Source organism: Vibrio parahaemolyticus (genome assembly GCF_900460535.1).
GTDB classification, from domain to species: Bacteria; Pseudomonadota; Gammaproteobacteria; order Enterobacterales; family Vibrionaceae; genus Vibrio; species Vibrio parahaemolyticus.
On record NZ_UHIL01000001.1, the window covers coordinates 2,020,951 to 2,040,664 of the forward strand.

Annotated in this window: 17 protein-coding genes; 4 read left to right on the forward strand and 13 right to left on the reverse strand. The window is 45.6% G+C overall.

Annotated elements, in window-relative coordinates:
- The first annotated feature begins 114 nt into the window (after nt 1–114).
- Genes DYB02_RS09870 through DYB02_RS09880 form a run of 3 tightly spaced genes read left to right on the forward strand, consistent with a single transcriptional unit; the run spans nt 115 to nt 4,851 of the window.
- A complete protein-coding gene (locus DYB02_RS09870; RefSeq protein ID WP_029805137.1) occupies nt 115–3,270 on the forward strand; it encodes a response regulator in 3,156 nt (1,051 codons plus the stop codon).
- A gap of 11 nt (nt 3,271–3,281) precedes the next feature.
- Entirely contained in the window at nt 3,282–3,761 is a 480-nt protein-coding gene (locus DYB02_RS09875) for a hypothetical protein (RefSeq protein WP_020840704.1), read from the forward strand.
- Nucleotide 3,762: 1 nt separating this feature from the next.
- Nucleotides 3,763–4,851 carry a sulfate ABC transporter permease gene (locus DYB02_RS09880; RefSeq protein ID WP_029805135.1) on the forward strand — a complete coding sequence of 363 codons (1,089 nt, stop codon included), beginning with the start codon at nt 3,763–3,765 and terminating at the stop codon, nt 4,849–4,851.
- Nucleotides 4,852–4,930: 79 nt separating this feature from the next.
- Here DYB02_RS09880 and DYB02_RS09885 read toward each other — a convergent pair whose 3' ends face one another.
- The 6 genes from DYB02_RS09885 to DYB02_RS09910 form a co-directional block, all read right to left on the reverse strand.
- Entirely contained in the window at nt 4,931–5,557 is a 627-nt protein-coding gene (locus tag DYB02_RS09885) for a sugar O-acetyltransferase (protein WP_025508940.1), read from the reverse strand.
- A 181-nt stretch (nt 5,558–5,738) separates the two neighbouring features.
- Nucleotides 5,739–6,071 (reverse strand): hypothetical protein, encoded by a 333-nt coding sequence (locus tag DYB02_RS09890; RefSeq protein ID WP_005464576.1) that lies wholly within the window; start codon nt 6,069–6,071, stop codon nt 5,739–5,741.
- Nucleotides 6,072–6,254: 183 nt separating this feature from the next.
- Nucleotides 6,255–6,800, reverse strand: a complete 546-nt coding sequence (gene cyaB, locus DYB02_RS09895) for a class IV adenylate cyclase (protein WP_025578003.1) — start codon at nt 6,798–6,800, stop codon at nt 6,255–6,257.
- A gap of 87 nt (nt 6,801–6,887) precedes the next feature.
- Nucleotides 6,888–7,322 carry an Mpo1 family 2-hydroxy fatty acid dioxygenase gene (locus tag DYB02_RS09900; RefSeq protein ID WP_005477866.1) on the reverse strand — a complete coding sequence of 145 codons (435 nt, stop codon included), beginning with the start codon at nt 7,320–7,322 and terminating at the stop codon, nt 6,888–6,890.
- Nucleotides 7,323–7,446: 124 nt separating this feature from the next.
- A complete protein-coding gene (locus DYB02_RS09905) occupies nt 7,447–7,800 on the reverse strand; it encodes an MmcQ/YjbR family DNA-binding protein (protein ID WP_025578004.1) in 354 nt (117 codons plus the stop codon).
- A 32-nt stretch (nt 7,801–7,832) separates the two neighbouring features.
- Nucleotides 7,833–8,315: a MarR family winged helix-turn-helix transcriptional regulator gene (locus tag DYB02_RS09910; RefSeq protein WP_023623467.1), complete on the reverse strand. Its 483-nt coding sequence runs from the start codon at nt 8,313–8,315 to the stop codon at nt 7,833–7,835.
- A 120-nt stretch (nt 8,316–8,435) separates the two neighbouring features.
- On the opposite strand from DYB02_RS09910, the gene DYB02_RS09915 reads away from it, so the two are divergent.
- Nucleotides 8,436–9,323: a DMT family transporter gene (locus DYB02_RS09915; protein ID WP_029805131.1), complete on the forward strand. Its 888-nt coding sequence runs from the start codon at nt 8,436–8,438 to the stop codon at nt 9,321–9,323.
- Between the two features lie 59 nt (nt 9,324–9,382).
- On the opposite strand, the gene DYB02_RS09920 is transcribed toward DYB02_RS09915, so the two are convergent.
- From DYB02_RS09920 to DYB02_RS09960, 7 genes are all read right to left on the reverse strand, one after another.
- Complete coding sequence (locus DYB02_RS09920; protein ID WP_025540620.1) at nt 9,383–10,210, reverse strand: helix-turn-helix transcriptional regulator; 828 nt, start codon at nt 10,208–10,210, stop codon at nt 9,383–9,385.
- 134 nt (nt 10,211–10,344) lie between these two features.
- Nucleotides 10,345–10,986: an alanine--tRNA ligase-related protein gene (locus DYB02_RS09925; protein ID WP_029804634.1), complete on the reverse strand. Its 642-nt coding sequence runs from the start codon at nt 10,984–10,986 to the stop codon at nt 10,345–10,347.
- A gap of 130 nt (nt 10,987–11,116) precedes the next feature.
- Entirely contained in the window at nt 11,117–13,282 is a 2,166-nt protein-coding gene (locus tag DYB02_RS09930; protein WP_029804633.1) for an Ig-like domain-containing protein, read from the reverse strand.
- Between the two features lie 556 nt (nt 13,283–13,838).
- On the reverse strand, nt 13,839–15,347 hold the full coding sequence (locus tag DYB02_RS09940; RefSeq protein ID WP_029804632.1) for an EAL domain-containing protein: 1,509 nt from the start codon (nt 15,345–15,347) through the stop codon (nt 13,839–13,841).
- Between the two features lie 352 nt (nt 15,348–15,699).
- Nucleotides 15,700–16,716, reverse strand: coding sequence for a manganese-dependent inorganic pyrophosphatase (locus DYB02_RS09950; RefSeq protein WP_005477846.1), 1,017 nt, complete (start codon nt 16,714–16,716; stop codon nt 15,700–15,702).
- Between the two features lie 263 nt (nt 16,717–16,979).
- Nucleotides 16,980–18,251 (reverse strand): 4-aminobutyrate--2-oxoglutarate transaminase, encoded by a 1,272-nt coding sequence (gene gabT, locus DYB02_RS09955; protein ID WP_029804631.1) that lies wholly within the window; start codon nt 18,249–18,251, stop codon nt 16,980–16,982.
- A 14-nt stretch (nt 18,252–18,265) separates the two neighbouring features.
- On the reverse strand, nt 18,266–19,693 hold the full coding sequence (locus tag DYB02_RS09960; RefSeq protein ID WP_029804630.1) for an NAD-dependent succinate-semialdehyde dehydrogenase: 1,428 nt from the start codon (nt 19,691–19,693) through the stop codon (nt 18,266–18,268).
- Nucleotides 19,694–19,714 lie beyond the last annotated feature (21 nt).

Here is a 19,714-nt window from a genome sequence, read left to right on the forward strand (position 1 = left end):
GCAAAACACGTCACATTTTTATCCCCTTTTAAACCCGATTGCACTCACAGCGCTAACAACCCAAATAGATAAACTACACTTTTCATATCAACCCTTTGGATATGGAAATGCGCTGTGGTCGGAATTTTTTCGTGGAATAACCTGTCAGTTAAACACAAACTGTTTGGCCTTGTCTTACTGCCAATCATTTTGTTGTTTTTTCTGGCGGGACAACACGTTCATAATCTTTCGACTCAAGCTCAAGATTTACAAAAAGCTCAATTATTCTCTGTTTACATCGACAAAGTCTCTTACCTGTTTAATTTACCCAATAACCCATCCATCCCGAATAAAGCTGACAAAACAGCGCAGCTCATTCAAGAACTAAAAGAAACGACCCCCCGCGTTTTTGGCGACAATTCTGAGGTTTTGCCTCTACTTGCGAGTTTTGAAGAAGCCAGCCTCTCGATGTTCACAGCAATCGTTATCGAAGAAAAACTAGATATTGCAGAATGGCGAGCAGATACTTTTGAGCAAATCCTACTTAATCTCGACAAGGTCTATTTTAGTAACGTCAGTTACGAAACCGATCGCCATCTTTCCTCCTTAATGCAATTGGAATGGTTAATGTTTTGGTCGACGGAAGAGCGTCGATTGAGTGAATATCTCATTTATTCAGCCAATAAGCGTCTTCATTACGACGACGCTGTTCGTGATGAGATTCAGTCTCTGATTCAAAACCAACAACTGCTTGTAGAGCGCTTCGTCGCGCTCAATGCCAACCAGAACCAAGTCCAGTTGCTGATAGAAACCTTTAGCAACAAGGTATTTCAAACTAGCCAAGAATTTCGTGATCAGTTACTTAACCAAGAGGAACTACAAGCGTTATCTCCTCTTAAAACGGGAGCTGGACTTGCTGCGCTGAACACGCGGCTGGCGCTACTTCATGACATCGACGATACGATGGAACATGAGCTGCAAACGAAGCTCGCACAAACCATTAAAGCAACCACGCAACAGCGGTTGGTATTCATTGTTCTCATGTCGTTGGTGACGATTCTTGTTATCAGCTTAACCATTCGCTTGGTGCGTAAAGTGACCAACAACCTGCATCTTGTTCTTGAGTTTTTAAGCCGCGAAAATTACAGCGAAGACTCACCACTTTCTGAGCTCATCAAAGGCAAAGATGAGTTAAGCAAGTTTGCTCAAGAAGTGGAAAAACTCAGTCATGAGAGAGAACAAGCAAAGCAGAAACTCACCAAAGCCAAAGAAGATGCCGAGCGCGCCAAAGACGACGCGATTGAAGCCAGCAAAGCGAAAAGTAGCTTCCTAGCGAACATGTCGCACGAGATTCGTACTCCGCTCAACGGTGTAATAGGTATTTCTGAAGTGCTGGCAGACACCCCGTTGACCGCTACACAGCGAGATTACGTCGACACAATAGAGACGTCTTCCCAATTGCTGCTCAGCCTGATTAACGACGTGTTAGATTTTTCCAAAATTGAGTCCGGCATGTTGCTGATAAGTCCTCATTCAACCTGCGTGCGAGAATCAATTTATGACATCGCCTCAATCGTGTCCCCAAAAGCAAAAGAGAAAGGCATCGAATTAACCGTCAGCATTAGCCCGAACACGCCTTATCACATCGTCATTGACGATCACCGCTTGCGTCAGGTGATCATGAACTTCATGTCCAATGCCGTTAAATTTACGGAACGAGGCAGTGTAGAGCTTTCGATTACCACGCTTGAAAGTACTGAATCGGAAGCCATCATCGAGTTTTCCGTGCAAGACTCAGGTATCGGCATCGATGAGCAGCAACAGAAACGAATCTTCGCACCATTCGCTCAGGAGGACGATTCCACCACCCGCCAATTTGGAGGAACAGGTTTAGGTCTTGCCATCAGTACGCAACTTGTCGAACTCATGGGCGGAAGCATACAACTTGAATCTGAAAAAGGCCGCGGAAGCCGTTTCTACTTCCAACTCACAGCGCCGATTTCTCAAGCCCATTTTCGTGCTCGACATACCGTGAATAACCAAATCTGGCTCGTCTGTGACGACAGTGACCTAGAAACAAAACTGCGCAATGAGTTGAGCTTCTATCAAATTCAAGTGCATCAATCTGTTCATGATCTTAGTGCTCTTCCGACATGGATTAACGACAAAGAACGCATCATCATTCTTTATGTTGAAACGACGCCAGATGCCGCAGTGAAGAACACAGATTTGATGCGAAATTTGGAACATCAACATGTGCAAGTTTGCCTAATCAAACATCTACACAGCCAACAGCTTGATTTCGGTCACCGTGTCGCAGCGATCATTACTCAACCTTTGCTAGGACAACGTCTACTCAAAGCGCTTGAAAGCTGTGCTGAACGATTTACTCAATCTATTTCCGTCGTTCAGCCTGCAACCCGACTTGAAAAATTACCCAAAGTGCTCGTTGTAGACGACAATACTGTGAACCAAAAAATTGCAGGGTTGCATGTCACCAAAGCAGGTTTTAGTTTTGATGTCGCTGCGAATGGTGAGGAAGCGGTCGACATGTTCAGGACATCCCAATACTGTCTGATTTTGATGGACTGCATGATGCCGGTGATGGATGGGTTTGAGGCAACTAAACAAATCCGACAAATAGAGCAGAAAGAAAATCGAACGTTCCGCATTCCTATCATCGCGTTAACAGCAAGCGTTGTTGATGACGATATTCAAAAGTGTTTTGACGTCGGCATGGACGACTACGTACCAAAACCGTTTAAGGCGGATTTGCTCAAAGAGAAACTTGATAAAGCCGTTGGGTTGCGACTTCCCGTAACTGCATCGACAAAGCTCAACCAATCAAGCTTGTCCGCTTTTGAAGAACCCGAATTTAAACAACGCGTTGGTGAGACGTTAAGTGCTGCGCCAATGCGACGTGAACGGATTTTATTGGTGGAAGATAACCGAGTGAATCAAAAAGTTGCTTCTTTACTGTTAAGCAAGGCTGGCTATCAATTTGAAGTCGCGGAAAATGGCCAGATCGCAGTGGAGATGTTCCAGCGCGATGGTGGCTTCGACATCATTTTAATGGACTGCATGATGCCAGTGATGGATGGTTTCGAAGCAACGAAACAGATCCGCGCTTATGAAGCAAGCTTAGGACTCGAAAAAACGCCGATCATCGCGCTAACAGCCAGTGTGGTCGACGACGATATTCAACGCTGTTTTGACTCTGGAATGGACGCTTATGTGCCAAAACCAGTGAGAAAGGAGAAACTGTTGCATCAAATCGAAAACGTAATATAGGCGAGCCACACATGAGCATGATTCTCCCCCCTCATAATCAACGAGCGCTGCGACTACTGGCCTCCGCTTGTTTGCTGCTTATATTTTCGTTGCCTTGGAGCCATCAGGCATTTGCCGCAGAAAGTTACGCCATTTTCTCACTTAACGCTCAGTTTGACGCGTTGACCATTAATAAAGCGAGGAAGCTCTACCGAGGCAAAACCAGACTATTACAAGGCCAACGAATTGAACTCTCTGATTGGCCAGAGACGTCCGTTGAACGAACGGAGTTCTATCGCTACCTGCTTAATAAAAACTTGGCTCAAATGAATGCGCATTGGGCCAGCCTTTCGTTTTCAGGCAAGGCGCGTCCACCCAAAGTAATTGATCAACCCAGTATTGAAATCTTGTTAGCTTGGATGCGGGAACAACCTAATCGCATTGGCTATGCCCCCGTCGACTCGTTGCCGTCGGATGCTCATGTTCTTTATGTCGTCAGTTCGGAGAAATGAAATGAAGAGATCGCTCCTCGCAGTACTTATTAGCAGTGTCGCTTTTCCGAGCTTAGCAACAGTAGAACTGACCGATAACTTATCGCTTAGCGGGTTTGGCTCCATTGCTTGGGCTCAGTCCGACAACGAAACTTCATTGCTCGTGAATCGATTTATTGATGATGACAGCTGTTTCGATTGCGACACTACGTTCGGTCTCCAACTTGATTACTTCTATCAAGCTTTTCGTGCTTCTGTTCAAGTCGTCAAGCGACCGCAAGATCATTGGAGTGAACCCAAAGTAGAATGGGCTTACCTCGCTTACACCTATAACAACGTCGAAATTCGTGGTGGTCGATTGCGTTTGCCTGTATTCCTTATTTCTGAATACAACTATGTGGGACAAGCGTTTACCACCGCCAGACCGCCGAACGAAGTGTATGACAGCATTCTCGGGATCACGGCGTATGATGGCCTATCCTTTAGGTGGAATTACGACCTGAATGAGAATGTGATGATCACTGCAATGCCGTTTGTGGGCTACGGTTACAGCAGCGACGTTACCATCAGTGAAGATACGGACATTAGTATAGACACCAACTATTCAGCAGGGCTTAACTTGACGTTAAGCGGTGATAACTACCGTTGGAACTTTGCGTATTTGAATGCCGAGTACGATCAAACCACCGTACTTTCTAACGCCATGCAGCCCATACCTGGCCAAGGCAGCGCAGCGGGAACAATACGGCTGAAAGATGAAGACCAACACATCCAGCTGTTTTCACTGGGTGCAAAATATGAGTTTGACCGTATAACCGTCACAGCCGAAGGACAAACCAGCGATATCTCGACCTCGTGGTACGCCGCTACCAGCTACAACCTAAACAAGTTCACCCCTTACGTGGTTTATGGCCAGCAGTTTGACGACAACGAAAAGAAGACCGGTGACAGCGTCCTTACAGGGTTAAGGTTTGACGTGGATTACAACGTGTCAGTGAATGCCGAATGGCAACACTTTAAAGCCTTCAACAACGACTCCGGCGCGTTTTCTCTCCCACCAGCCGATACCAATGCCAACCTCTACACGGTAATGTTGAATTTCGTCTTTTAGCTACTCAATACAAACAAAGGCAGATTGGATGGTCCATCTGCCTTTTCTTGTTTCTATCTATCGCTTCATGTGCCCAGCGTTAAGCCTCTTCTTGGTCGCTATAGACATTGCCCTCGACTTTACGATCCTTGAAGTAAAACTCTCGGTCATGCTCGCCGATTTCACGTAGCACACGACAAGGGTTCCCCACCGCAACGACATTACTTGGAATATCTTTAGTCACAACGCTCCCTGCACCAATAACCGAGTTTTCACCAATCGTCACACCCGGTAACACCACTGAGTTTGCGCCAATCCAAACATTGTCTTCGATATGAACAGGAATATTGAACTGAGCAACTTCCCGACGTAAATCTGGCTCTATAGGATGTCCTGCTGTCGCAATCGTCACATTCGGGCCAATCATCACGGAATTGCCGATATAAATATAGGTGTCATCGACAAGTGTAAGATTGAAGTTGGCGTACACATTATCACCCAGATAAGTGTGACGCCCCCAGTTTGCTCGAAGCGGTGGCTCTAAATAACAGTTATCGCCCACAGACCCAAGTAAACGCTGAAGGATTTCACCACGTTTTTCGCCCTCTGAAGGTCGCGTTTGGTTGTAGTCATAGAGAATCTCTAGGCATTGCGTTTGCTGTTTTGCGAGTTCTTCGTCAGTACAAAAATAAATCTTCTGACTATGCAGCATTGATTGTCGGTCCATGTATCCATCTCATTTAACGTTCTATTACCTTCGGTCTTACAATAACCAATCACAGTGACTGACCGGAGTATGTCTTGTAGAAACTAGCAGACCTTGCATGAACAAAATTTGCAAAAAATCATGAAAACCTTGCGGATTACTGCACGAAAAACAGGAAGTTGCGCCATCGCACAAAATGAAATTAACTCACTGATGAATTGTTTTGCTTTGCTTTTTCTCGCTTCATCTTTAGCTGCTTATCTTTACGTTTTAGAGCACGGAAGAACTTGGACTCTTCGTGATACCAGCCCACAACACTAATCGGGAAACCAACTAACATCATGATGAAGAAATCTGCCGGAAACTGCTCCGTCACGTCCTGAAAAGTGTGAAGCTCTCCAAAGATGAACAAACCGATAATTTTACCCACCAACAACGCACAACAAATCATAAAAAACGATTTCATGATGTAGTGCCATTTTCCTTTCTTTCTCTCCTCTCGCCAATAAACATACTTATGTTCTCGGTTATACATTACTCCTCCACAAAGTGACAGCGTCACTCATTAAATGATAGTGTGGGTTCAGTGCATCAGCACTATGGTAATCATAGTGCTGTTTACTAGGAGTTGCCTGTCAAACCAATGAGAAGAACACAAAAATGACATTGTGTTTTGAGAAGAATTCGCTTCGCGTTTTAGAAAGGAAAGAAATAGCGACTATGCTGATAAAATCTCTTTGTATGAGCGATGCTCTCTATCCGCTTCGCTCAGATGAAACTGCTGCGCAAGTGCGACTAACCGCTCGCGATAGCGAGCCAATGCTGTTTCGTCGTCGGTCATAATAGCGAACTCCGCAAAGTGACCAAAACCATCGAGAAAATCTAAGGTGATATGGAACTCGCCGACAAAGAAGATACTTCTGATTTTCTTGCTGCGTTGAATCACTTCGTAGCCCATGTTTTCGAGCATACTTTGAGCAGAATCTAACTTAGTGATATTTGTTGCTTCACAACGGTCAGCTTCTGGCCCTTTTACAATCCACAGTTTGATGCCGGCAGGCCGAATTTCTCTGAGCACTAAACTCTTCCCCTGCTGAGTCAGCGTGCGTTGTGGGGTATCGTAAAACCAATCTGACTCTTGGTTGTTTTCGAACATGACTTCATGCTCAATCTGTTTGAGCGTGTTTAAAAATGCATCATGATTTTTTACTCGATACTTTAACTCGACTTCAAACTGCCCTTGGAAATGCGCGTCACTCACCACTCGCCTCTACTACATAAACTTCGAAAGGAGCCGAATACTACACTCAAAATCTTAATCGTGTTGTAGCAATACACTCAGCTTGCGCATTTAGTGCTTTCGAAACACCCAGATTGGGCCGATTAATAAGAACTGTAGGTCCTCAAAAAAGGATGGCTTTTTGCCCTCGATTTTGTGCCCAATGAACTGAAGAATCCACAAAGCGCCAAACAACAGCATAGAAATGTGTAAGACGGGTAGCTGTAGAATCTCCAACGACCAAATCAAACCAATGCACGCTAACGTGTAACCGAGCATCATCATGAACACACTGAGAGATAAACGGAAGTAAAAGACCCAAACCGGAATGACAGCGAACCAAACCCAGTTGAGCTGAAAACCTAAGATTGAAAGTTGAGGAATGGACCAAATAAGCCCTACCACAGAAAGATAAATACCCGGTACGGCAACTTTGTGAATTTTTTGATTGATTGGGTTTTGATGGCTTTCACCGTAGGCTTCTAACCAGTCAGATAGTGCTCGCATATCACTTCCCTTTTTACGCAACTTCTTTTTATATAGTCCGAGCTCAAAAAAGGTGCGAGTTTTTCAGCGAGCAATTGATGGTTTTCGTTATTGCCTAAACGCTTTCCTGAAATGCTATTTGGCTTCAGTGTCCAAGCAATGTACGTTGCGCTTTGGGCAGTTTCGCTACAACCAAATCGTAGGAGCGCTCGCACAAGTCTTGAATGAGACCATCTTCGGCATCACCATTGAAATACACTGTGACCCAATGGCGTTTGTTAAGGTGGTAGCCCGGTGTGATGTCGGTAAACTGGGACGTTAGCACTTCTCCATCTTCCGGTTTCACTTTAACACTGACGTATTCTCGACCACCACGCTCCGCGATTATCGCGAACATTTTGCCTTTTACTATGAACACAAGTGCGTCAGGGCCGAAAGGGAAGTCACTTTCGGCGCACATAAATGTCTCTAAATACGATTCCAATTCTTTGATATTCATGCTCATTCCTTGTTTTTTTGCAACGAGATTCGCTATTCAAATTGAGGCAGTAGTAACTTTAACGCCTGATTCACTTGTGACTTTTCATCCGCCGACAATCCACTAATCAAACTATGTTGTACATCCACATGCTCTTGGATCAACGACTCAATCAATGCCAAACCTTCAGCCGTTAGCTCAACAGTAACACTGCGTCGGTCTTCTTTACTGTGCTCTCTGGCAATAAAGCCTTTCTTTTCTAGCTTGTCTAAGCGGTTGGTCATCGCTCCGGACGTGAGCATCATCGACGCAATCAACTCTGATGGGGTGAGACGGTAAGGCGCTCCGGCACGGCGCAGCGTGGCTAACACATCAAATTCGCCCATTTTCAGGTCATATTGTTTGTGCAGATCAGCGACTCGACACTCCATATGCTTAGCAATGCGCATTAGCCTACCCATGATAGCCATTGGTTCGGTATCAAGATCTGGTTTTTCCTTCGCCCACTGCGTTACTACTCTATCAATTGCGTCCACGAGTTTTCTTTCTCCAATACGAATTCGGTCTGACGATTTATTTTAACATAAAGATACTTTACAAAAAGCAATCTAGCGCGTACCTTTACAATTAATTATCTCAACGTAAAGATATTTTACATGAACATATTACTCGCAATGATCCCCGCATTTTTCTGGGGCACAACTTATGCCGTTACGCAGTTCACTCTTCCAGACTGGCCGCCTGTGTTGCTGGGAGCGCTGCGGGCACTGCCAGCCGGACTACTGCTACTGGCAATCAAACCTTCGCTGCCTAAAAAGCACGAATGGAAAGTGTTATTGGTATTGGGCACGATTAACATCGCTTTCTTCTTTGGCCTCATTTTTGTGATGGCGTTGACCCTACCTTCTGCAATTTCCGGTGTCGGCATGATTTCTGTCCCCGTCTTTGCCATGCTGTTTGGTTGGGCGGCTTACAAACGTCAGCCTAGCGCAATACAAGGCATTAGCGGCGCAGTATTGATTGCGTTAGCGTGGTTCTTGTTCGATCCAAGCTCAATCTCGCTCAACCCTATCGGTTTAGGGGCGATGCTGGCGGCCATCATGTGCATCGTGATTGGCAGTAGCGTAACCAAATCACTCGGCACAAAAATGCATTGGTGGACGGTACTCACGTGGCAGTTGATTTTGGGTGGTGTATTGCTGTCTATCGCCGCGGCTGTGTTAGCTACCATCAATCCGCAGCCTTATGTGCATGCCGTACAGAATATCGATATGACCAACACACTAGGGCTGCTGTGGGTCATTGTGCTCAACACCGCGCTAGGCTACGGCATGTATGTGTGGTTGTTGCAACGCATGTCTGTGGTCGACTTTACGTTTGGTGGCATTGCCAACCCGATTGCAGGGATCGTCTCTGGGTTATTGCTGTTGGGTGAAAACTTTACTCCACTCCAATACAGCTTGATGGTGGGCATGATTGTGATGTCTTTACTGCCTCAAATTTTAACGTCGTTGCGCGCAAGAAAAGAAGTAATAACGGTTTAAGTAATCATCCCCCATCATATTCAAGAGAACGCCCGATTTTGTATCGGGCGTTTTGTTATTCAATTCGCTCTGAGCTGGGCTTGTTTTCGATAAGCAAGCGGTGTGACACCATATTCTTTTCTGAAACAGGCACCAAAATAAGAGGCATGCTTAAAACCACATAGCTCAGCTATTGCACTGACACTCGCATCGCTATTGCACACCATTTTTTGTGCTGTATCTAGTCGTGCAGCCTGCAGCACGTCAGTAAACGTCGTCCCTTCCTTGTTCAACTTTCTTTTTACCGTCGACTCACTCATGTAAACCAGTTTCGCAATTTCTTTGAGCGTCCACGGCTTCGTTAGATCTTTAGAAATAAGCGCGCGAATACGTGAAGACAACGAAGAATATGAACGAGTTTCTGCCTGACTGGCGCTCTGCTCAAAGTGCATCAACAAATACAAAAGCATGCTGTTGATATCGAGCAATTCATCATTTGAACGGTTACCACAGCCCTTTTTCACCATTGCTTTTAATGCCGAGTAAATATCCACGATTCCCGGACGTAAAGTGAAACTCACCGCCACATTCCCCGAGAACACGCCATCGCAAAGCTCGCGGAAGTTCAACTGTTGATTGAGTTTTTCAATGAAACACGCAGCCAGTCTGAAACCCGAAATATTGGCATTTTCTACGAACGAATTGATGGCGATTTGCCCTTTGAAATCCGCGCCAATAGCGACCAAACAAGGTGGTTCAATAAACTGTTTAATGCCTTTGGAATCACATAACTCCAAAGCACAGTTATGGTTTAAGACAATGTAAAAATCCGTCGAGCTAATATCAAACTTTTGATTTATCGGACAGTGTTGCACCTGCCCGTCAAGAACCTCAATCAAAGCCTTCATTTACATTTCCAAAATGAGTGTCAACGCTATCTTGAAACGATATGAACAAAGTGCGTGAATGTTAGTTCTCGCGGTCAGAGAGTCAATTTGATATTTTTTAATCAGCGTTCAGAAATACTGAACACTGAAATCGGTTAGTTAACCAGCGTAATTTCGACTCTTTCTTTTCCTTTACCAACGTTTTTACGTTTTAAGGCAATGCGGCCGACTTCAGAGGTGCGTTTAAGATGTGTACCACCGCAAGGCACTTGAGCGAAGCCTTCCACTTTCCAATAGCGCCTTTCTTGGCCTTCATCAGAGAATGCGCTCTCAATCTCAGCGTCCGAATCGATAACTGCCTGAGCTTGTTGTTGAAACTCCGCCAGCAGTGGCGTGATGCTTTCAGGCCATTCAAAATCAATTCGGCTTTTATCTGCGGAGATATGTGCGCCAACCTTCTGAATGTTTGCAAATTTTTGCGTGAACAGTTCAAGTATGACTTCCGCCGCAAAGTGGAGCTTCATCAACGCATAACGCCTTTGCCAGTCAATTTGAGTGATCACTTGGTCGCCAACTCGAAACGTGGGTTGACGTTTTAGAGTGTAAACAATGCGTGAGCCAGACTTAATTGCACCGACGACAGGAATCCCGTCGATCGTACCTGCATCGCTCTCTTGTCCGCCGGATTCAGCATAAAAAATAGTGTGGGATAACTCGACTTCATTGTCCGAAATTCGAGTTACCGTGGAGGTGAGTTCTGTTTGGTAAGGGTTTTTCCAAAATACCTTGACGGTCATATGGCCTTCCTTTGCACATAATATTGACATACATCGATGCTACGCGGCTAATAAGTGAAGTCAAGCGATGCTGATGAGATAAAAATAAGCTCCCGAAGGAGCCTATTCACTTACTTTCACTAACTTTCAATTACTTAAGAGGAACGCCAGGCGCGTCAGACACGCAGGAAGCATAAGCCGGGTCTCGGGCATCCATCACCAACTGCGCTCGACCTCGATGCAGGTTAATGATGTCATACACGACGCCCTCGTGATGCGGTAAATCCATTAGAGAGGTAGACCAATACTCCGAACTCGCTGGCCAACCAAAACCTCCGCCATCTTTGTCTTCTTCATAGATACTTTCAGTCCCGTCCCAAACACTGCCTCGTGATGCACGATACAAGCTAAACAACTCATTGCGTGTGGCACGGCGCCAGTTGTCACGGCCAGCAAAGTTTCTTACAGACAAATCATGACACCAGTTTGCGTATTGGCTGGTTAAGCCTGCACGATCACGTCCGTATTGGTTGAACATCGCAAAGTCACCCACAGGGCCGCGTGTACCGTCTTCCGTTTTGATGCCAACGTAAGTTTTCGGTTTTGTCGCGTCGTAGCTCAAAGGTTTAACAAGCTCATAGCCTAGTTTGTTCATGAGCTTCACTGATGGTGGTGCGGTAAATAGGCGACCATCTTCATCACTCGCTACCATCAAACACGCTTCCGCGCTTCCTTCTCCTGAACGAGGCTGTGGGCAAATAGAGATGGCAGACTCTTTTTCTTCCGCCTCAACAACCTTGACCTCAGAGGTGCCTTTTAACTCCCCAAGGGAAGCTGAAATGCTGACCGAACCAAGCTGAGCACTATTTGAGAGCCCACCAGCAATCAAATCTAAAACCGCTTTATTACTGCTTCGCCATGTCACTCGATGCGTTACATCCTGAGTGGTTTCATCGCTATATTCACCGTAGGCATAAAATCGCTGGACGTTCTTTTCCTCTAGAGTGATTTCACTAGGATGAACATGGATTTTTTCTAACACCGCATTCGTTACTTGAATTTGCAATGGTGCACTGGTGATCGCATCTTTGGTGGCGTAAACCATTGCCTGCCCTACCGCAAGACCTTTAACGCGAGCGCCTTCTAGTTGTAGGACATCTTGATTATCAACCCACCAAGCAACCTGTTCGGTCAACTCAACGCGGCTTTCATCGCTATAAACTCCTTGTGCAGACAGCTGGGTCGAGTTGCCTTTTGCCACGCTCGACGCATTCGTTGTCACTTCAATATTTGTTAGGATTGCATCGGTTACCTGCACTTGTATTGGCTCGCTTTGCACACCATCTAACGCAGCCGTCACCAACGCTGTTCCTTTATGTTTGGCTTTCACAACGTTGTCGACAATCTCAACCACATCGTTATCGACGTGCCAAGTGATACCTCGGGTGAGGTCGACTTGTTCACCATCGCTCAACGTTCCCATGACCACCAAAGGCTTATGTGTGCCCAACGGCATTTCCAGTGCGGTTGACGAAATGTCCATACTCACTAATACCGCAGGCGTGACAGTAATAGAACCATGCGTACTGGTTAAGCCATCAAGTTCGGCATAGATATCCGCGTCACCCTCATCTTGTGCGGTGAAAATGCCATTTGTGCCTGGCATGACAACGCTACAATCTGTGGAATCCCACTCTACGAGATGGCTAATATCACGGGTTTGTTTGTCAGTATATTCACCGTAAGCTTTCGCTTGAAAGCTTAGCCCTTTGGCAATCGCCTTATGTGGCAGATCGAAGTAAATGTTGGTCAACTTCGCGTCCACAACCTGTACGGTCATTTCGCTACTGAACTCATCTAGGTCTGCGCGAATGACCGAAACACCTGTTTTAAGCGCTGTAATCACACCGCGTTCGTCGATGTTAACAATGTCAGCATTTTCAACGTTCCAAACAACTTGTGATGTAAGGTCGTCTTGAGTGCCATCGTTATAAAAGCCGATGACTTTCACCTGCGCCAGCTCACCCTCTGCAAGCGACACACGGCTTTGGTTTAGTGCAATACGAGACACCACTTTGTCTGGTACTGGCGGCTCCGGAATAACGGGTTCAGAAGGCTCCGGCGGCGTCACCTCTGGCGTTTCAGGAACTTCCGGTTTGGAAATATCAGGAAACTCAGGCACTGGCAGTTCCGGTATTGGCGCTTCAATTTCTGGCTCGTCAGGTAATACTTCTTCTGGCAAGCTCATTGGTGGTTGGCTAGTGCTGCTTCCACTGTCGCTATTACAACCAAACAAACTCGTGACGAGTAATAGCATTGCGATCTTATTAAAAGTATTTTTGCTTATCATAGAGTCAAACATTCAAACTTTTATTATTAGACAACATTAAAAATTCAAATTATGAATACAAACAACTCAGCAATACCGCTGACTGGTTAGCGCTTCGTATGTATGAAACTTTTTCTCTAATTCAACCTCCAACTCTGCTCTGTTTTTAGTATCTCTCATCAATATGTTTTCTCGATAACGGGTAATTGCTGAAATTAATTCACTTTTGGCCATCGCTAATTGCTCGTCAAACGAGCACACGAACTCATGTTCACTCATCGTGATTCTCACAATACATAAATTTAGAAATTACATTCTGTTTATTTACTTCGACGACCATCTATGAGATGGCAAAAAATGTAATGGGAAGTGCTTAGTTCGACAATATGCCGAATATCAAAATCGTCTCATCGTGATATAAAAATCAGCTCAAGTTTTCGATTTAAAGTTGGGAGTCACTTTTAATGACTTCCCTATTTTCTGGTAAACAATAGGCAAGAAAAAAGGTGCCACATTGGACACCTTTAAAATCAACGAACAGAAGTTACGCCTCCAGATTTGGTTCAGCAATATTCTCGATTGGCTCTGGCTTTGCGTACACATAACCTTGGATCAAATAGATATTGTGCGTAGCCAAATACTCAATCTGTTTTCTGTTTTCTACACCTTCGGCAATCATTTCACATTCCGCTTTCATCGCCGCAGACACAATAGAATCCAATACTTTGAGTTTTTGGTCGTCTGAGCCAATTGGATCAACGAACATTTTGTCCACTTTCAAGCAGCGAATACCCAAGTCCTGCAAGTAAGAAAAGCCACCATACCCTGTTCCAAAGTCATCAATTTTGAACTTGTAACCTTTGTTGGTGAGGTAGAGAATCTCTTTTTTCGCGGCTTCTACGTCTTTAACCGGAATTCTTTCTGTTAGCTCAAAATGAATTCGGTTTGCACACGGCCAATTCAAATCTGCTAGAAGTTTGGTTAGCGAACCGGTTTCTAAATGAGAAGAGACAATATTGACACTCACCCAAATCGACTCAGGCAGTGACTCAAGGTCTTGGATGATTTTGCGAATCATCTGGTTCGTCATCGGAACAATCAATCCGCTCTCTTCTGCAGCGCCAATAAACATATTAGGTGGCACCAAACCATCGCGTCTTGACCAACGCACCAACGCTTCATAACCTACAGTTTGGCCATCTCTGCTATCCACAATAGCTTGATAGTAAGGGATAAATTCGCCGTTATTGATACCGTTTTGAATCAGCCCTTTGATAGACTTTCTTAGGCTTTTACTTGAGATATAAAACAGCGCAAACACAATCCCAAGAATCAAAGTAGCGGGCACACCCCACACGAAAAGACGCTGATTCGCGTACGCAGCCAAGGCTTCACCGCTGTAAATCTTGATGAGCATGTTGGCCTGAGATTCGTCAGAGAAGAAAAACTCGCTCGATAGCGCATTGTCTTCATCAATAATGTTAGGCATGCCGCGACTGATTGAAAGGTCACCAAACATAGGTTCGTGATATTCAAATTTTACGAATAAGCACTCTTCACACGGCTCAGCAATAAGCTGTTTTACCCAACTGTTATCGAGAACCCAAAACACCTCAACGTGCTGATTGTCATAAATTACCATCCATTCTGCTTGGTCTTTGTATTCCGGCAAAATCAAGGAAACATAGAAGTTGGTATCTACTGGAACCCGTTTGGATGACGTAATTTTGGAGACAGGCATCCCTATGCTTGAACACGAGTCGCCATCTTCCGTGGTCATGCCAATAAACCGAATGTAGCGGTTGTAGTAACGAGGATCACGCAACACTTTCATATCATCAGATTGACAGTTGAAGTCGAGCTGGGCGATCTGTTTGGTAATGGCACTCTCTAAAAACGTGGATCTTTGATTTAAGTATTCAACCAACGTTTCGATTTTCGCCTCTTTGATATGCCCAACATATAAATTTGACAAAGCATTAAAAGCGACAGCAAAAATAATGATGGGGACTAGCCCTATTAATATGGCATTTCTTATTGTCTTATTAGCCAAAACTCCTCCTAATGTTCTGCCACGAACAATTTTCAGTAAGCTGGTTCACTATCTCACTTTAATAAGTGGAAAAGTGGGGATGGACTCTCAATCGCAAAGAATAAGTGATTGAGCGGCAATTATTTGCTGAGACTACTGCTGCACATTGGCTTTTACAACTCTCTCGCATGAGATTATGAGCTAATAATGATAGCAATTGACCTTTATTATATACGCAATGGCTTATCGCAAGCGGGAGACTGTTTTCTTCTGCTCTTTTGCGTTGAATCTAAATTTCCGACTCTGTCTTGCCAAAAACGAAAAAACCACCTTTAACGGTGGTTTTTTCATTATTTTCAGTGTGGCTTAGTCACTAGAGTGATTCAATCGCTTGTTGAATTGCAGGACCAATTTGACGCTTGCGAGACGTCACGCCATCCAATACCAACATGTCATTGTCAATTTTCACATCAAAAGCTTTTGATAGCACTTTCTTATCTGCGTCATCCGCCCAAAGCATGTTTGCACGTTTGTGCTTGGTATCTGTGATCGAGAAGAACAAGTAATCAAGATTCTGAGCTTTCTTATACGCTTGAATGGCTTCGTTGAAGTCCTGTTTGCGGTCAATCAACTGCTGCGCATTGAGCGTTTCTGCTACGCCGATGCCTACCTTTTTACCCGCGAATTCAAAGTTCTTGTAGTCCATCGTCAAAATCGTCTCTGCTGAGAAATGGCTCAGATCCGATTTCGCCAACAACATTTGTTCACCAAAACCTTTGATGTCTTTGATGCCTGCAATGTCCGCCAGCTTTTGCGCGTACTGTTTGTCATATTCAGTGGTAGTCGAAGATTGGAACACAACCGTGTCCGACAAAATAGCCCCTAAACCTGCACACGCAATATTCTTAGGCAGTTTAACGTTTAACTTCTCGGCATTTGCCGTAAGAATTGTTGCTGCAGAACCCCAAGCACGAATGTCCATCGTGACGATTTGCGGCATGCTGATTGGCGAACTGCCCATCGCGTGGTGGTCGATGATTGCCACGATGGAAGTTGGATCAACCGATTTTGCAAGTTGAGTCGATTGGTTGAAATCCACCAAACCAATGTGGTGAGAAGAGAAATCCGCCTTCACTTTTGGCGCGTCCATGCCACAAAATTCAAACACAAACTTACTTTCTGGGTTCGCTTCGCCTGTTAGCGCTGCTTCTCCGCCGTAGATGTGTGACGCAAGGATAACGGAAACGGCACTATCGGTGTCTGGGCTCAAATGTCCAACCCATACGAGGTTGTCGGTATTATTGTTTGAAAGCGTGGTGAGATCCAAAGCGCCCTCAGCCAAACAGCTGAAAGAGGCAATCATGGTTAATCCAAGTAGTGAACGTTTCATTTGAGTCCTTAATGGTGAGTGGTAAGTTACTATTGGTACTGCATAGACCATTGATTCAAATGTAATTTTTTCGAGTTACCAATTCACCCGATATTCTTGGAATCGCAAACGTTTTTCGAGTCGATACACACTTTTTTATCGATTCCGCTTACAACTTAAACAGGACGTTTAGACAAGCGAAAGACGATTTTCCAAAAACAAAAAGGAAACGATTGGTGCCAACCGTTTCCTTTACTTGTTATTGCTATTTAAAAGCGCGTGAATTACGCCACTTCAAGAATCACTTTTTCCAACTTATCTAAGCCTTCACTAAGCACTTCAGGCTCAATGGTCAGCGGCGGCAACAAGCGAATCACGTTCGCTTTTACTCCACAAGAAAGCAGGATAAGGCCGTTTTCTTGCGCTTTAGAAATCACCGCTTTGGTCATCTCTTGCAGTGGTTTGCCTGATTCTGGGTCAGTAAACTCAATCGCCATCATTGCACCAGTAGTGCGGATTTCACCGATAGCAGGTACTGACTGTTGCAGTTTCGTCATACGAGCATTGACCACTTCACCGATGCCTATCGCTTTAGCACACAAATCTTCTTCTTCGATGATTTTCAGCACTTCAAGACCAGCAACACAACCAAGTGGCGAACCCGCATATGTACCACCTAAACCACCGGGTAGTGCAGAGTCCATCACATCCGCTTTCCCCACCACCGCTGAGATTGGGAAACCACCGGCAATGCCTTTCGCCATTGTCATTAGGTCTGGTTCAATGCCTAGGTATTCTGTGGCAAACATTTTACCGGTACGAGCAAACCCTGTTTGGATTTCATCGGCAATCAGCATGATACCGTGCTTATCACACAGCTGACGCAAGCCTTGTGCAAACGCTTCCGGTGCTTTGTAGAAGCCGCCCTCACCTTGCACTGGCTCGAAGATGATCGCCGCAACGCGTGAAGGTTCGATATCGCAAGCAAATAGATCGTCGATCGCTTGTAAGCTTTGCTCCACACTGATGCCGTGGAACGCATTTGGGTACGGCGCGTGGTAGATTTCGTTCGGGAAAGGACCAAAGCCCGCTTTGTACGGCGCAACTTTACCAGTTAACCCCATCGTCATATTTGTGCGACCGTGAAAGCCGCCTTTGAACGCTATCACGCCGCTACGACCAGTATGAGCGCGCGCTACTTTCACGGCGTTTTCGACCGCCTCGGCGCCAGTGGTTAGAAAGATCGCTTTCTTCTTAGTCTCACCTGGTGCAAGTTCTGTCAGCTTTTCAGCCAGCTCAACGAATGACGCATACGGCGTAACCATCGCACACGTGTGCGAGAAGTTATCCAGCTGAGCTTTTACCGCTTCGCTAATGCGCTTGTGAGAATGCCCGGTATTGGTCACCGCAATGCCCGCTGCAAAGTCGATGTATTTGTTACCTTCGATATCCCATACGTAAGCGTTTTCTGCTTTCTCTACGTAAAGTGGGTACAGTGCGCCCATGCCTTGAGCGATAACTTGGCTTCTTCTTTCGTGCAGTTGTTGGTTTGTCATTGTTTTGTCCTTAATTAGTTGCCGCCAAAGCAGAGATATTTCACGTCCATATATTCATCGATACCTTGTTTTGCTCCTTCGCGTCCGATGCCGGACTGCTTAACACCACCGAAAGGAGCGACTTCAGTAGAAATCATGCCTTCGTTAATGCCGACCATGCCGTATTCGAGCGCTTCTGCGATTTTCCAAACACGGTGGATGTTTTGGCTGTAGAAGTACGACGCAAGACCGTAAATGGTGTCGTTCGCCATTTCGATCAGCTGTGCGTCACTGTCAAAGCGAATCACTGGCGCGACAGGGCCAAAGATTTCCTCGGAGACAATCTTCATGTCATGAGTAACGTCTTTGAGAACCACTGGCTGCATAAATAGACCATCCAGCTTTTTAAGTTCTGTAACTGGCTTAGCACCTTGTTCAATAGCACCGTCGATAAGCGCTTGAATGCCTTGCTTTGCCGATTCGCTGATCACAGGACCGATGTTTACGCCCTCTTCTAAGCCGTTACCGACGTTGAGCTGCTGAACCGCAGCGTCGAACTTAGCAACGAACTCGTCATACACTTTGCTGTGTACGTAGAAACGGTTCGCACACACACACGTTTGACCTGCGTTACGGAATTTCGACGCCATCGCGCCTGCCACAGCTGCATCAATATCCGCATCATCGAATACGATAAACGGCGCGTTGCCACCTAACTCCATTGAGGTACGTTTGATGTCAGCCGCGCTTTGCTGCATCAGCACGCTACCGACTTGAGTAGAGCCAGTGAAAGACAACTTACGAATCAACGGGTGTGAAGTGAAGATAGCACCTACCTGACGCGAGTTTTCACCCAGAACCACTTGCAGCACATCGCGCGGGATGCCTACTTGGTAGGCGAGCTCTGCAACCGCAAAAGCAGACAACGGCGTGGACTCAGATGGCTTTACGACAAAGCTACAGCCTGCCGCTAAAGCTGGCCCTGCTTTGCGCGTGATCATCGCAATTGGGAAGTTCCAAGGTGTAATCGCACAGGCAACACCAATTGGCTGTTTGATGGTCACCAAACGCTTGTCTGCACTTGGCGCAGGAATCGTCTCACCGTAGATACGTTTCGCTTCTTCAGCAAACCATTCGATAAAGCTCGCGCCGTAAAGCACTTCACCTTGAGCTTCAGCCAGCGGCTTACCTTGCTCCAACGTCATCAAACGGCCAAGGTCGGCTTTGTTTTCTAGCAGGAGTTGGAACCAACGATTGAGCATACCAGCGCGCGTTTTTGCTGGCAGTGCCGCCCATTCTTTCTGCGCGACATGGGCACGTTCAATGCTATTTAAAATATCGTTCTCAGTTGAGACTGGTGCGTACCCAAGAAGCTCTCCGGTCGCCGGATTAGTCACTGCAATGCCCTGTTGTGGGTTCGCTACCATAAACGAAACAAGGCTTTGGTTTTGTATCTGTTGCATGGTCATTCCTTTTGACAACTC

Bases quoted from the DNA above. Each gene is read 5' to 3' on its own strand.
- DYB02_RS09875 (WP_020840704.1), top strand. From the start codon at position 3,282: ATGAGCATGATTCTCCCCCCTCATAATCAACGAGCGCTGCGACTACTG.
- DYB02_RS09880 (WP_029805135.1), top strand. From the start codon at position 3,763: ATGAAGAGATCGCTCCTCGCAGTACTTATTAGCAGTGTCGCTTTTCCG.
- DYB02_RS09885 (WP_025508940.1), bottom strand. From the start codon at position 5,557: ATGGACCGACAATCAATGCTGCATAGTCAGAAGATTTATTTTTGTACT.
- DYB02_RS09890 (WP_005464576.1), bottom strand. From the start codon at position 6,071: ATGTATAACCGAGAACATAAGTATGTTTATTGGCGAGAGGAGAGAAAG.
- DYB02_RS09900 (WP_005477866.1), bottom strand. From the start codon at position 7,322: ATGCGAGCACTATCTGACTGGTTAGAAGCCTACGGTGAAAGCCATCAA.
- DYB02_RS09905 (WP_025578004.1), bottom strand. From the start codon at position 7,800: ATGAATATCAAAGAATTGGAATCGTATTTAGAGACATTTATGTGCGCC.
- DYB02_RS09915 (WP_029805131.1), top strand. From the start codon at position 8,436: ATGAACATATTACTCGCAATGATCCCCGCATTTTTCTGGGGCACAACT.
- DYB02_RS09920 (WP_025540620.1), bottom strand. From the start codon at position 10,210: ATGAAGGCTTTGATTGAGGTTCTTGACGGGCAGGTGCAACACTGTCCG.
- DYB02_RS09925 (WP_029804634.1), bottom strand. From the start codon at position 10,986: ATGACCGTCAAGGTATTTTGGAAAAACCCTTACCAAACAGAACTCACC.
- DYB02_RS09930 (WP_029804633.1), bottom strand. From the start codon at position 13,282: ATGCTATTACTCGTCACGAGTTTGTTTGGTTGTAATAGCGACAGTGGA.
- DYB02_RS09950 (WP_005477846.1), bottom strand. From the start codon at position 16,716: ATGAAACGTTCACTACTTGGATTAACCATGATTGCCTCTTTCAGCTGT.
- gabT (WP_029804631.1), bottom strand. From the start codon at position 18,251: ATGACAAACCAACAACTGCACGAAAGAAGAAGCCAAGTTATCGCTCAA.
- DYB02_RS09960 (WP_029804630.1), bottom strand. From the start codon at position 19,693: ATGCAACAGATACAAAACCAAAGCCTTGTTTCGTTTATGGTAGCGAAC.